General features: G+C 61.7%; 15 protein-coding genes and 1 tRNA gene. 6 read left to right on the top strand and 10 right to left on the bottom strand.

The window, feature by feature from the left end; all coding sequences use genetic code 11:
- Positions 1–53 precede the first annotated feature (53 nt).
- Together AC56QX_RS17720 and AC56QX_RS17715 are read right to left on the bottom strand one after the other, a co-directional pair.
- Positions 54–575 carry an MgtC/SapB family protein gene (locus AC56QX_RS17720; protein WP_497109676.1) on the bottom strand — a complete coding sequence of 174 codons (522 nt, stop codon included), beginning with the start codon at positions 573–575 and terminating at the stop codon, positions 54–56.
- A gap of 224 nt (positions 576–799) precedes the next feature.
- Entirely contained in the window at positions 800–1,201 is a 402-nt protein-coding gene (locus AC56QX_RS17715) for a hypothetical protein (RefSeq protein WP_497109675.1), read from the bottom strand.
- Between the two features lie 3 nt (positions 1,202–1,204).
- On the opposite strand from AC56QX_RS17715, the gene AC56QX_RS17710 reads away from it, so the two are divergent.
- Together AC56QX_RS17710 and AC56QX_RS17705 are read left to right on the top strand one after the other, a co-directional pair.
- Positions 1,205–1,501, top strand: a complete 297-nt coding sequence (locus tag AC56QX_RS17710) for a hypothetical protein (protein WP_497109674.1) — start codon at positions 1,205–1,207, stop codon at positions 1,499–1,501.
- Between the two features lie 34 nt (positions 1,502–1,535).
- A tRNA-Gln gene (locus AC56QX_RS17705) sits at positions 1,536–1,609 on the top strand.
- A 1,586-nt stretch (positions 1,610–3,195) separates the two neighbouring features.
- Here the strand turns inward: AC56QX_RS17705 and AC56QX_RS17700 are convergent.
- Both AC56QX_RS17700 and AC56QX_RS17695 read right to left on the bottom strand, forming a co-directional pair.
- Positions 3,196–3,393 (bottom strand): hypothetical protein, encoded by a 198-nt coding sequence (locus tag AC56QX_RS17700; RefSeq protein ID WP_497109673.1) that lies wholly within the window; start codon positions 3,391–3,393, stop codon positions 3,196–3,198.
- Between the two features lie 1,673 nt (positions 3,394–5,066).
- Positions 5,067–5,231 (bottom strand): hypothetical protein, encoded by a 165-nt coding sequence (locus tag AC56QX_RS17695; RefSeq protein WP_497109671.1) that lies wholly within the window; start codon positions 5,229–5,231, stop codon positions 5,067–5,069.
- Positions 5,232–5,511: 280 nt separating this feature from the next.
- Between AC56QX_RS17695 and AC56QX_RS17690 the strand changes: the two genes are divergently transcribed.
- A complete protein-coding gene (locus tag AC56QX_RS17690; protein WP_497109670.1) occupies positions 5,512–5,718 on the top strand; it encodes a hypothetical protein in 207 nt (68 codons plus the stop codon).
- 5 nt (positions 5,719–5,723) lie between these two features.
- Here AC56QX_RS17690 and AC56QX_RS17685 read toward each other — a convergent pair whose 3' ends face one another.
- Positions 5,724–6,851 (bottom strand): sensor histidine kinase, encoded by a 1,128-nt coding sequence (locus tag AC56QX_RS17685; protein ID WP_497109668.1) that lies wholly within the window; start codon positions 6,849–6,851, stop codon positions 5,724–5,726.
- 79 nt (positions 6,852–6,930) lie between these two features.
- Positions 6,931–7,170 carry a hypothetical protein gene (locus tag AC56QX_RS17680; protein WP_497109667.1) on the bottom strand — a complete coding sequence of 80 codons (240 nt, stop codon included), beginning with the start codon at positions 7,168–7,170 and terminating at the stop codon, positions 6,931–6,933.
- Between the two features lie 273 nt (positions 7,171–7,443).
- Here AC56QX_RS17680 and AC56QX_RS17675 point away from each other — a divergent pair, with 273 nt between their 5' ends.
- Positions 7,444–7,749, top strand: a complete 306-nt coding sequence (locus AC56QX_RS17675; RefSeq protein ID WP_497109666.1) for a hypothetical protein — start codon at positions 7,444–7,446, stop codon at positions 7,747–7,749.
- Positions 7,750–7,940: 191 nt separating this feature from the next.
- The gene (locus AC56QX_RS17670) at positions 7,941–8,942 is read left to right on the top strand and encodes an aldo/keto reductase (protein ID WP_497109665.1); all 1,002 of its coding nucleotides are present in this window, start codon (positions 7,941–7,943) and stop codon (positions 8,940–8,942) included.
- A 47-nt stretch (positions 8,943–8,989) separates the two neighbouring features.
- Here the strand turns inward: AC56QX_RS17670 and AC56QX_RS17665 are convergent, their stop codons facing one another.
- The gene (locus AC56QX_RS17665; RefSeq protein ID WP_497109664.1) at positions 8,990–9,520 is read right to left on the bottom strand and encodes a dihydrofolate reductase family protein; all 531 of its coding nucleotides are present in this window, start codon (positions 9,518–9,520) and stop codon (positions 8,990–8,992) included.
- A 161-nt stretch (positions 9,521–9,681) separates the two neighbouring features.
- Between AC56QX_RS17665 and AC56QX_RS17660 the strand changes: the two genes are divergently transcribed.
- Positions 9,682–9,936: an aldo/keto reductase gene (locus AC56QX_RS17660; RefSeq protein ID WP_497109662.1), complete on the top strand. Its 255-nt coding sequence runs from the start codon at positions 9,682–9,684 to the stop codon at positions 9,934–9,936.
- Between the two features lie 338 nt (positions 9,937–10,274).
- On the opposite strand, the gene AC56QX_RS17655 is transcribed toward AC56QX_RS17660, so the two are convergent.
- The 3 genes from AC56QX_RS17655 to AC56QX_RS17645 all read right to left on the bottom strand — a co-directional run bounded on the left by AC56QX_RS17655 (position 10,275) and on the right by AC56QX_RS17645 (position 13,088).
- Positions 10,275–11,090, bottom strand: coding sequence for an oxidoreductase (locus tag AC56QX_RS17655; RefSeq protein ID WP_497109661.1), 816 nt, complete (start codon positions 11,088–11,090; stop codon positions 10,275–10,277).
- A gap of 70 nt (positions 11,091–11,160) precedes the next feature.
- A complete protein-coding gene (gene fabF, locus AC56QX_RS17650) occupies positions 11,161–12,462 on the bottom strand; it encodes a beta-ketoacyl-ACP synthase II (RefSeq protein WP_497109659.1) in 1,302 nt (433 codons plus the stop codon).
- Between the two features lie 47 nt (positions 12,463–12,509).
- Positions 12,510–13,088 (bottom strand): TetR/AcrR family transcriptional regulator, encoded by a 579-nt coding sequence (locus tag AC56QX_RS17645; protein ID WP_497109657.1) that lies wholly within the window; start codon positions 13,086–13,088, stop codon positions 12,510–12,512.
- Positions 13,089–13,095 lie beyond the last annotated feature (7 nt).

The following is a 13,095-nucleotide window of genomic DNA, read 5'->3' as shown; positions in this document are numbered from 1 at the left end:
CCGCGCAAAAGGTTGGCGCCAAAGGTTGGCGCCAAAAAGCGTATCGAACGAATCTAGCCGCGCGGCCGTTTGGCGGGCGCCGATCCGGGTTTCTTCTCTCCCCCAGGGCCGGCCCGTGGTTGGAGCCGATGCAGAAGCCCCGCGACGACCAGCACGATCAGCGTGGCAAACCCGGCCACCTGCCACAGGCCGAGGCCGCAGGCGACGCCGATCGCGCCGGCAAGCCACATGCCGGCCCCTGTCGTCAGCCCATGAACTTCTCCGCGCGAAAACAGGATCGACCCGGCGGCGAGGAAAGCGACGCCGGCCGTGACTGCCTCGACCACACGGATCGGGTCCACCTTGACGGACTCCTGCGCGAACATCGGTGCATGGATGATCTCGATGGTCAGGATGCCGAAAGTGGCGGCGGCGACGCAGACGAGAATATGCGTGCGAAGCCCGGCGGGGCGATTGCGCCATTCGCGCTCGAAGCCGATCGCCGCGCCGTAAAGCGTCGCCAGCAGCAGCCGCGCCGCGATGACCGGAAACGAGGTGTAGGTGGGATGGCCGAATTCCTCGACGAGCTGTTCCATGATTTTCCTTTGGAGCCTGACGGCCACAACGTGTGCGGCGAGCGGCGGTTCCTTCGGCGTCTTCAAGGTGAGGACTCCGGGCCAAACAGGCAAACACAGCCCGTCACCTCTTGGGGTTTCGTCAGCGCCGCGTCGAGCCGCTTGGCTGCGTCTCTGTTCGGATGACTGTCGGGCCGACCAGGTCGTCGAGTGAAATGCCAAGCTTGTCCAGCCCGAGCGTCTGGTCAGCGAGATTTCTCCGCCTCGTCCTCGAACGGGACATCTGGCGGATCGGTTCTTTGCGGGCACGCTTCGTAGCGGTGGTCGCGGCTGCCGCAGAAGGAACAGCACATGGCTTCGCGGCCTTCGTTTCCCGGCCACCATAGCGGCGTTTCGTAAGGTTTCCTGCTGTCCATGCCCAGCAATGCGCGACGCGTGATTTGGTTGCGCGGCGGACCGCGCCGCGTCTCGCCACGCGCATTCGACGCCCCGTGATGGAACCAGCGGGACAGATACCGGGTTCTGTAGGGCAATGCACGCCTGCTGGAGCAGTTCCAGAAAAAGTGAATCGGTTTCCTCGGGAAAAACGCGTAGCGCTTTCCCCAGTGAATTGCGCCAAGACAAAGAGAACAAGACAGAGAGAACATGTGATGTCTGCTCGCCTTCTTATCCTGTCGGTGACCTTGGGCACCGTGCTTGCGGCGACCGGGTTGGCCGAGGCGCGGCCCGACAGCCGCAGCATGAGCTGCTCCGAGATCCGGGCCATGATCCAGAGCCGTCGCGCCGTGGTGCTGACCACCGGCCCGAACACCTATGACCGCTATGTCCGGCAGTTCGGCAATGAATGCGACTGGCCCGAAATTCCGATGTCGGCCTATATCCCGGCGCGCGACGGGCACTGCCCGGTTTATCGCTGCGACGAACCAGTCAACAACTTCCCGAATTGACGGCGCGCCGTGCTGCCTGCATAACCGTCCCAGCTCCCGCTTCGTCTAATGGTAGGACAGCGCCCTTTGAAGGCGTGAATCGTGGTTCGAGCCCATGAGCGGGAACCAGGCCAACCTCACCATTTGTTTTTTGGAGTCCCGGCCGGCGAGCGGCGGTCAGGACTTCTTGACCCCGTCTGGATTGGGTGCCGGTGCCTCTCTCACGTCTCGCGGTGGCGGATCGACGTGTCGGGGTTCTGGCGACGCTTCCTTGTCGGGACGACGGACAGGTGTCTCCTTCGGGTCGGGCCGCAATGGGTGTTTGATCTTGTCTGGCATATCCATTTCCTCCATCCTCAGAAACCGCGGCGCTCCCCCTCTTGTTCCCATCAGCCTTTAGAAGGCCCCGCCCCTGATGCCAGTGGGCCGCCAGCCCGGTGCAACAAACGCCGGCATAGCGCGTTGAAGCTCGTCCGAGATGGAGCTTCAAGACATGGATCTGGCAACTTCCGCGGTGATGGTTGTGCTCTCTTGCAACCCTGGCGCCCCATCCGTCTGCAAGCCGAGCGATATGCCTCCCACCTCTTTTGCATCGCTCGACGAGTGCCAGCTGGCATTGGCTGACAGACTCGCAAGCGCCCCCAATGGGGAAATGGTAGGGCGCTGCCGTTCGGTCGACCCGGCCGCAACAGGTTCACTGCCTGCCGGCTATAGGACGGTTGTCGTCACACGCGGCAAAGGGGCTGATGCCGTGAGCAGTCGGTATATCGTCCCGCACAAAGACTGAAGCCCGCTACAGGCCCGCCGAGAAAACCCCAAATCTCAGCGAGCCAGCCGCCCGGGTACAAGGGACAAAAGGGCGGCCAATTGATTTACGAGTCCATCGTCGGCCGGAAATCGTCATGCCACCTCGAGTCCTAAGCCCGGCTTCCGCGATCACACCATAGCCAGGGATCGTCTTCGGTATATTAGCATCTGCTTGCGGCGGACCTGATGTCCGCTTGGCCGGCGTCATCCCAAGCCCACCCCAACTGGGCGCCGGCCATTTTCATTCACCCTCGGCGTGAACTCTTCGATCCGCGCCCTAACGCCGTCCTGGACCATCGCCTGTCAAGCGCCTCTGCTTCTGCCCTGCTTTTGGGAGAAGCGTGCGAGAATATATTAGCGCAAGCGCATTTATACTGCGACAGGCGGCCCATCTAATTCAATAAGGCGCCAGCTTGGCCCTGGTGGTCAGCACCGTGCGCCAATGCGGGTCGTCGCTAGTTCTTTTTAAGTCGTCTCTAAGCCTATTGGCTCGTTGTAGCCGATACTGTGAATGGTAAAATGGACTTTGCTAATGCTGGGGGTTTGCTGAAATGTCGATCAAGATCTCGGAAGATCAAGCGCGTCGCGACTTCCTCAAGAAGGCGGGGCGTTTCGCGGCGGTGACACCGCCGGCTATAACACTTTTGCTCGGGACAAGCCTGAACTCCAGGGCGATTGCCAAATCGGGTGGATCAAGTCCGGGCAGTGGCGGTCTGGGCAGTGGCGGAGGAGGAGGACAATTACCACATCCACCTCCTCCCCGCCGTAAAGTCTTTGGGTTCGGCCAATCAGGCGGTGGTGGCCGTTCCGACAGCTACGGCGGTGGATCCCACGGGGGTTCCAGGTCTGGCGACCCCAACTAGAGCAATTCCAGGAAAAGTGTGAGCGGTTTTCCGTCAGGAATTGCGTCAAAACAAGGAGTTAGAGCGGTTCGCCGTTTCCATGAAACGGTGAAACGCTCTACCAGCGGCTTCAAGGATTTCGTCCGGGGCGACGAACGAGCCGAGCGCTTCAGCCTCCGCCTGGTCCTTGGTGGTCAGGATGGTGCGCCAGTGCGGCTTGCCGAAGACGCTGACGATGTAGGTTGTGGCCGGCTTGTGCTCCACCTTTTGCTGCTTCCATCGTTCATATTGATAAGTCCCAATTATATTAGCAAAGGCGTATACATTAGCTAGCCGGACGCGCGCCCGTCCTCAAGGCCACTGCCCGGCGAGGCCCAGCGGCTTTCCGCTGCCAGTCCCTCTTGCAACCAAGCCGCTGGGCCGCCGTCCTAAGTCCCCCGTTTGGTGCTTCGACGATCGGCTTCCTGTCGCGATTTCGCTGCCGATCAGCTTCAAGTTGCATGCCGAACTTACCGTTTGTTGAGCAGATTAGCGCACCATCATATGCGGACATGGAATGTAGCTCGTACATGTGACTAAAGGCCCCGGCGCCTCACCCAGCGCCGGGGCTTTTCGCATCTAGGAAGCATGTGGATGGCAAGCTCGCCGGACGAAGACCCCAACAACCTCAAGCCCGGCGAGCCTACAACCTGATCAGAGTACGCGATCAGGGCCGGGATCAACCGGCACGTTGTTAGACGCAAAAGCAGTGCCAACACCGCCGTCCCGAAATGGCACAAATCGGGGGAAAACGGCCGCTCAGGGTTTTGTTGCAGACTTGCTAACGTTACGGTCACGCCAGCCGGCTTGCCCTAGCCGGTTAGGCCCGACGGTCAACCAAACCCACCCCAACGGGGACTGTCGGGCCGCAGGAAGCCAGGCTGCAATGGGTCTTTGATCTTGTCTGGCATATCCATTTCCTCCCATCCCCTGAAAACCCGATTACTCCTGTTCCCGTCGGCCATTCGCTAAGCCCCGCCCCCTGCAGGCACCGGCGGTCAGCCCGGTGCAACAAACATCGGCCATCGCGCGTTGAAGCTCGTCCGAATGGAGCTTCAACAATGGATCTGGCAACTTCCACGGTGATGGTTCTGCTCTCTTGCAACCCTGGCGCTCCATCCGTCTGCACGCCGATTGCTATGGCTCCCACCATTTTTGCATCGCTCGACGAGTGCCAGGTGGCGTTGGCTGACAGGCTCGCAAGCGCCCCCAACGGGGAAATGGTTGGGCGGTGCCGTTCGGTCGACCCGTCCGCGACGGGTTCAATGCCTGCCGGCTACAGGACGGTTGTCGTCACGAGGGGCAAAGGGGCGGATGCCGTGAGCAGCCGGTATATCGTCCTGCACAAAGACTGAAGCCCGCCACAGGCCCGCCGAGAAAACCCCAACGAAATCTCAGCGAGCCAGCCGCCCGGTACAAGGGACAAAAGGGCGGCCAATTGATTTACGAGTCCGTCATCCACAAAGTTGCCGGAAATCGTCATGCCACCTCTAGTCCTAAGCCCGGCTTCCGCGATCACACCATAGGCTAAGGCGATCATGTGGTTCACAGTACAACCACAAGCGGTCGATTCCCCAGGGATGTAGCCACTTAGAAAGCCCGCCGCGGGTCGCTCCTGTGGCGGGCTTTTCCTATTGGGACCAAGGTCTTGGGTGCCTCCCACAAAGGTCTGACGTAACCGCTTTGGTTCCGGTATCGTCCATTGGACGTTCCGTTATTTTATCCAATTGCAATATAAGGTGATCAGGCTTTGCGGGCGGGCAGAGACCCGCCGCCCCATTCACGGCGGCGGCGGGCGCCCCTAGGGATCGCGGGACTTGCCGGAGCGTTGGAACCCCTGCCGCAAAATTAACTCTCAACGCCGCCTGAGGTTCCGGCGCGCACTCTTGGCGGCGCCTTCAACGCGTCTTTGGCTTCGGCGTGATCTCATCGACACGCACCTTGTCGCCGATCTCTTTCGCCAGCGCCAAGGCCTTGGTTTTGTCCTTCGTGGTCAAGACCGTACGCCAGCTGGGCTTTTCAAAGACGCTCACGACGTAGGTTGTGGCCGGCTTTTCAGTCATCGACGGCCTCCCCGCATCTGCATGCTATAGGAATATTAGCAGATGCGCATGTAATTGTCAGCCGGCAGCCGCCCCACGCCGGTTGAGCCCCGGCGCGCCGCTTCCCTAAGCAGTGGTGTGAGGGCCGCGACCCCTTTTGCGCGAACTTCGAAGGCGCGAAGCGTGGTTCGAACCTAAGCAGCCTTCCCGCGAGCAGCCCCGGGGCTTTGAACCGGTCTTCCTGAAACCATTTCATCGACCCCGCGTTGAACGACGGGGGATGGCCACACAGGAGATATTCATGACCGTCAACTGCCGCATATCCATCGACAACCGGCCGGACGCCACCGACGCCATTTTCCAGGCGGTGCCGCGGATTGGCGAAAGCGTTTCGCTGTCGGTCGACGGAAGTCCGCAGGATCTCCGGGTTTCACGTGTCGTGCATGTCCCCGACGGCACGTTGGAAGGCGCCGCCATCATCGTCGAGGTGACGTCCAATATTCTCTGAAGAGGCTAGATGCCGAAGCCCAGCGCGGAGGCGCCATCGTCGTCTTCGACGCCGGCTTGCGGCACGATGATCGAAGCCAGCGGCGCGCTGAGGCGCCAGCTGAGATGTCCGGGCGAGCGCTCCAGTTCGGCCAAGCCGCCCAGCGACTGCGGCGCCACACGCTGCAGGACGACGGTGCCGAACCCTTTGCGCACGCTGTCGTCGCTGCTTTCGCTGAGGCGGGGCGTGGATGTTTCGGTCCAGAGCAGTTGGAATTCACGCCCGCCCGAAACGCACGAGCCCTGGCCACCGGAACCCTGGGCGCCGGACTCGATTGTCCAGGTGATCTCGACCCGGCCGTCTTCGCTGCCCAGCGCACCATATTTGGACGAGTTGGTGCCAAGTTCGTGGAAAGCCATGCCGAGGTTCTGCACCGCATTCGACTGCAGCGTCAGGACCGGGCCGGAAAGCAGGATCTGCTCCTCACGGCCGAACGGCTTCAAATGTTCCTGGATCAGGTCGAACAGGCTGGCGCCGGCCCATTCCGAGGTGACAAGCAGATCGTGCGAACGCGACAGCGCCATGATGCGGGCACGGATCAGTTCCTCGAATTCGCGCGGATCGCTTGAGCGCTTGCTCGTCTCCCGGACCATCGACAGGATGACCGCGAACTGGTTCTTGACGCGATGGTTGACCTCTCGCATCAAGAGCCTGATGCGGCGCTCGCTCTCCTTGGCGGCGGAGATATCGCGGGCGATCTTCGAAGCGCCGACGATCTCGCCATGGGCGTTCTTGATCGGCGAAACCGTCAGCGAGACGGAAATAGGCGTTCCGTCCTTGCGCTTTCGTGTCGTCTCATAGCTCGCCACACGGTGGCCGCCGCGAACCTTGCCGATGATCTCGGTCTCCTCGCTCTTGAGGTGATCGGGGATAAGCATGAGGATCGACTGGCCGACCGCTTCCTCGGCGCTGTAGCCGAACATGCGTTCGGCAGCCAGGTTCCAGCTGGTGATGATGCTGTTCAGGTCCTTGCTGATGATGGCATCGAAGGAGGAATCGACGATGGCCGCGAGGCGTGCGTCGGCGGTCGCGCTCTGTTTTGGGTTGCTTGTTGCAATGTCAGCTGTCGCCGGCACGATGTCGCTCATTCGCATGAGGTAGCGCGCAAGCGGATCAAGGCAATCTCCGCCCGGCGCAATTCGCACAGGCCGCGTATCACGGCCCACGCGGGCTTCACTCCGAAGGCCGATCGGTCGTCTTGCCTTCACCGTCAGGCAGCACACCGAACTCCTGCGACTTGACGCCCTGCTCGGCCATCAGGAACCCATCCGAGGCCAGGCCGCGCCGCAACAACTCCCTGACCGCGGCCGAGCGGCTTGGCATGCGCTTTTCGAAGCGCCAGTTTTCCAGGGCCGCCAATTCGTCCGTCGTGAGCATGATCTGCAGCCGTTCCGGGCGTTCCAGTTCAGCCATGTGCGCGCTCCTCGCTCAGGACTAAAAATACTGTGAGTTAGTATCTAACTCATTCGGCTTATAATTAGGATAGCTCTCATTATGCGTCAAGACCGGCCAGCGAGCGCTCCACACATCAAACTCATGATGCGCATCAGACGCCGGATGCACATTCCTGTAACTATTCTAACTAATTGATTTTATTCAGATATCATGAGAATTTCACTTGCCAGGCCAGCACGTCGAGCGCATGCTCCAAGCTCAACAGAAAACCGTTCTCTTTGGGAGGTTTCGATGCGGTACGAATACTCCACGCGTCTGCGCGACGACGTCCATTCAGCGGTCCAGAGCGCATTCGCCACCGCTGGCATCGTCAACATCTCGGCGACGGCCGAACAGGTCAGGGTCAGGAATCTGGCCGAGAACGTCGCCCTCGAGGACATTGAATATCTGGTGCTCCAGGCAGCCCAACTGATTGGCGCGGCAATTGAATTCGACGCCTTGGGCAATGGCTTGGCGCTGTCGGGAAACGACATTGTCGATGGTGAAGAACCAGCGATCAGTCCCGTCATTTTTTCGCAGCCGACCTCAATCCAATAATGTCGACCTGACGGCCCTCCAGCGTCACGCCGCCTCCATCGTGCGAATGAACGCCGGATCGCTTCCCGGCCTGGACGGCGCGGGGCCCTCGCGCCCTCGATCACAGTCGATTGAGACAGCGCCGAACACCTTTGGGAATCGAGCGCGCGCTCTATATGGTGCTGCAGAATCTCAACCGGAGCACCGCAGCCATGACCCTCGCCACACGCAAACTCGGCAGCCAGGGACTACAGGTCTCGGCCATCGGTCTCGGCTGCATGGGCATGAGCCAGTCCTACGGTCCCGCCGACGAGGCTGAATCCATCTCCACCCTGCATCGCGCCATCGAGCTTGGCTGCACCTTCCTCGACACCGCCGAGGTGTACGGTCCGTACACCAACGAAGCGCTGCTCGGCCGGGCATTGAAGGGCAAGCGCGACCAGGTGACCATTGCCACCAAATTCGGCTTCCGCATCGAAGACGACAAGCAGGTCGGGGTCGACAGCCGGCCGCACCATATTCGCGAGGTTGTCGAAGCCTCGCTCGGCCGGCTCGCCACTGACCATATCGACCTGCTCTACCAGCACCGCGTTGACCCTGATGTGCCGATGGAGGATGTCGCCGGCGCGGTCGGCAGGCTTGTCGCCGAGGGCAAGGTGCGCTTCTTCGGCCTGTCGGAGGCAGGTGCCGCCAACATAAGCCGGGCGCATGCCGTCTTTCCGGTCTCAGCGGTGCAGAGCGAATATTCGCTGTGGGAGCGCAATCTGGAGCCCGAGATCATCCCGCTGCTCCAAAAACTCGGCATCGGCCTGGTGCCGTTCTCGCCGCTCGGCCGCGGCTTTCTCACCGGCGACGTCAAGCGGGCCGAGGATTATCCCGAGAGCGACTACCGCCGCAACGACCCGCGCTATCAGGGCGAAAACTACGACGCCAATGTCGAAGCGGCCGCCAAGGTCCGCGACATCGCAACGGCCAAGGGCGTCAAGCCAGGCCAGATCGCGCTGGCCTGGCTGCTCGGCAAAGGCAGCGATTTCGGCATCGACATCGTGCCGATCCCCGGCACCAAGCGGCGACAATATCTGGAGGAGAACATCGCCGCGGCGGCGATCAAGCTCGATGCAGCAGAGATGGCCGCGCTGGACGAGGCGCTGGCGCCAGGGAAGATCGCCGGCCCACGCTATGGCGAGCGTGGGATGGCGATGGTGGATCGGTAGGGTTTTCCTATGTCCCGGACATCCGGCCCCGCCGGCCAGTCGCGGGATCAGGCGGGAATGTAGGTCAACCTGATCACATCCCCGTCCATCCGATCATGAGCCATGAGGCGGAGCGGCGGCCGGGGCCCGGCGAAATATGGCTTGCCGCCACCAAGCACGACGGGGTGCAGATAGATCCGATACTCGTCGATCAGGCCAAGTTCGGTAAGGCTTTGCGCCAGGCCCGGGCCAGCTACTTCGATCTCCCCTTCTCGCTCGGCCTTGAGCGCACGGATCGCGCTCTCGAGATCACCCTCGACAAGCCGCGCGTTGGGGCCGACCGATTTCAACGTGCGCGAGACGACCCATTTCGGCTGCTTGCGCCACGCCGCCGCGAAGGCGTGCTCATCCGCATTCCATTCGGGACGATCATCGTCCCAGTAACGCATGATCTCGTAAATTTGCCGACCGTACACACTGCCCGCCTGCCGTTCGGCCTCCTCAATGAAGTGGCGGAAGAGCACGGGGCCTGGCGCGAATCCCGTATGGTCGACGTAACCGTCCAGCGACTGGTTCATTCCGAACACAAGCCTTGCCATGCTCGCTCCCTTTCCTCGCGCCGTATCCGTACGAAATCCGATTGCGTTATGCAATCAGTTGTAAGCTATATCGCCTGAGCTTCGCAATTGGTTTTTGGCGTCCATGAACGCCTTACGAGCCTGGTTCGCCGTTGCCGTGTCCTGAAGATCGACCGCTCCCGGTGCACGTCGTCGCAACCGCCCTGGGCGACAAGCCAGGCCAGATTGATCCGACCTGGCTGCTCGGCAAAGGCAGCGACTTCGACATCGTGCCGATCCCCGGCACCAAGCGGAGACAATATCTGGAGGAGAATGTCGCGGCGGCGTCGCTGAAACTCGACGCCGCCGAAATGGCCGCGCTGGATGAGGCGCTGGTGCCAGGGAAAATCGCCGGCCCACGCTATGGCGAGCGTGGGATGGCGATGGTGGATCGGTAGACGCGCCGATTCGTTCCATTCACCGCAACGCACAGTGAGTGCCGAGAGCGGGCGCGTTGCCGCAAAGCTCTCGACGTCTCGATCTGGCCGGGAGGAGACTTGCGGCTTTGAGGCTGGGACAGTGAAAAACAGACTTTCAGATGCCCTACATGCATCGAAGCTGATCGCAATGATGGAGATATCCGTCCATCGTTCGTCAACACTAGGCTTTGCTCGTCACCCAGTCACCGACCGATTGCGAGCGACGGTTTCTTGGTGGCTGAGCTTGCCACCCGCCGTCATAAATTCCTTGAGAAGGGCGTCGCGATTGCGGCTGTTGGATGTCGTGGATGCTGACGTCAAACTGGCAGCCCGAGCTGCTTTCGCAGGCTTTTGTCGAAGGCGGACGCAGGGACGAAGCGGCGCAGCAAACTGACCTGGCGTGCCATTTTTCCCGCCGCATAGCGTTTCTTGGGAGCGGGATCGATCGCAGCGGCCAAAACGGTCTTGGCTACCACTTCCGGCTCATCGCCTTTTTCCATCGATTTCCGTACGGCTAAGGTCATGCCGGCGCGCGCGGAGTCGTAGATATCGAGCAACTGGTCGGGGGCGGCGAGATTGTCCTCGAATGACGTACGGGTATAGGCGGGCTCAACCAACGAAACGCGAATGCCGAACGAGCGCAATTCGTGATCGAGCGATTCGGAATAGCCCTCGATGGCATGTTTGGTTGACGCGTAAAGCGCGAAATAGGGAGCGGGGATGAACCCCTGTACCGAACTCAAATTGACGATTCTGCCCTTTCCTTGGCGTCGCATTGCCGGCAACACCGCGTTGGTCACGCGGAAAACGCCGAAGACGTTCACGTCGAACAGCGCCTGGGCCTGGGCGGTCGAGGACTCCTCCGCGCCGCCAAACAGACCCATGCCGGCATTGTTGACAAGCAGGTCGATGCGCCCGGCCTTGGCCAGAACGTCATCGACCATTTTCGCAACGGACGCGTCGTCGGTCACGTCGCAGGTCAGCATGGTAACGCCGTCGGATTGTTTGGAGGCTCCACGACGGCTGGTTCCGAATACGCGAAAGCCAGCGCTTAGCAAGGCTTCGGCGGTAGCCCGCCCGATGCCGGAAGATGCCCCTGTCACGAGAGCGACGCCAGGATTGGTCTTGGTCATGGAAATCATATCTTTCTCTGTGTTGGATCGGAGTTGGAGAAGCATGAAAGGTCGGTGTGAAGGGTGCCAATCATGAGCGCCCCTGGCCCTCGTGTCGCGCCGCCGGGGCGGTCCAGCGCCTGAACAAGGCGCTGGCATTCACGCCGCCAAAGCCGAAGCCATTGGAGATCGCGTATTCCATCTCCATTGGCCGGGGCTCGTTTGCGACGAAGTCAATGCCGTCGGCGGCCGGATCGGGAGCGCTCAGATTGAGCGTCGGCGGCGCCACCTGATCCCTGAGCGCCAGGATCGCGAAGATGGCTCCAAGCCCGCCGGCCGCGCCCAGCAGGTGTCCGGTCGCCGATTTTGTTGCGCTGACGGCTATCGCGAAATCGCGGCCGAATAGGCTCTTGATCGCTTCGATCTCGCCCAGGTCGCCGACTGGCGTGGAGGTCGCATGCGCATTGAGATGACGAACTTCGTGCGGCGAAATCCCCGCTTGCGCAATCGCGATCTCCATGGCCCGGCGCGCACCGCCGCCGTCCTCAGGCCCAGAGGTGACGTGGTGGGCATCCGCCGTCGTGCCGTAGCCGACTAGCTCGGCGAGCGGTGTTGCGCCGCGTGCCAACGCGTGGCTCAACGCCTCGATGACCAGCACACCGGCTCCTTCGCCCATGACGAAGCCGTCCCTCGATACGTCGAAGGGACGCGAGGCTTGAGCCGGCGCCCAATTGAAGCCGGTTGAAAGGGAGCGTGCGGCGGCAAACCCACCGAGACTGACGATGTTCATGCACGCTTCCGTGCCCCCGCACACGGCAATATCAGCCTCGTTCGCGCGGATAAGACGGGCCGCGTCGCCGATCGCCTGGATGCCGGCCGCGCACGCCGTCACCGGCGCGCCGAGCGGCCCCTTGAAGCCATGCCGGATTGAGATGTGGCCCGCCGCGAGGTTCACCAGGAAGGACGGAACCGTAAAGGGCGACAGGCGGCGCACACCGCGCGTGTCGACCGTGCGCACGGCCTCGGTGATGGCTGGGAACCCGCCGACCCCTGAAGCGATGATCGTGGCTGTACGCAGGCGATCCGTTTCCAGGGCAGGCTTCCATTTCGCCTGCGCAAGCGCCTCTTCCGCCGCCGCCAGCGCAAAGAGAATGAACCGGTCGACCTTGCGCTGATCCTTCGCGGACAGGATGCCATCAGGATCGAAGCCAGCGTCGGGGTCTTCTTGCAAGGAGGGAACCACGCCGCCAATCTTCGCCGGCAGGTCTCCCACCACATCGTCAGGAAGCCTACGGATGCCCGAATGGCCGGCCAGCAGACGCGACCAGGACGCTTCGACATTGGCGGCAAGGGGCGTGACCGCTCCCATGCCTGTGACAACAATCCGTCGCATTTATTTTCCTATCAAGTTGAGTGCGGCGCCAGCACTGCGCACGCCGTTCAAGCGCCGGCTGCTTCGCGAACCTGATCGGTCGCCGCATCCAGAAAAGCCTGTGCGAGGTCGGGATCGTTGACGACGCGCGAGAGGAGCACCGCGCCGACCATCGTCGAGAGAATGGCCATGGCCTTGCCTTCGGTTTCCTCGCCATTGGTCTCGGCAATGAAACGGCCGAGGATCTCGAGATGCTCCTTGACGCCGGTTTCGAACGACGCTTTCACGTCCTGGCCCTGCCTGGCGGCATCCGAACCGAGTGCCACGATCGGGCATCCGTCCATCCTTTCTCCGCGATGGCCCATGCTGAGATAGAAGGAGATCACTGCTTCGAGCGGATGCTCAGGGCTTGCAGCAGTTGCCGCCGACCATCGGTCGGTGGCGCTCTCCATAGCCCGCCTGGACGCTTGAGCTGCCAAGTCCTCTTTTGACTCGAATTGCTTGTAAAAGGCGCCCTGTGTCAGTCCGGCACCCTTCATCAGATCCTTGAGGCCGATGCCGTCAAAGCCGCGCTCGCGAAACAGGCGGCTTGCCACATTGATCACGGTCTCGCGGTTTTCTGCGGCTTGAATTCGGCTCACGCGCATCATCGAT

It is taken from the genome of Mesorhizobium sp. RCAM 06353, assembly GCF_059683585.1.
The sequence above is the reverse complement of the archived record's forward strand: the minus strand, read 5'-3'. Positions and strand labels throughout refer to the sequence as shown.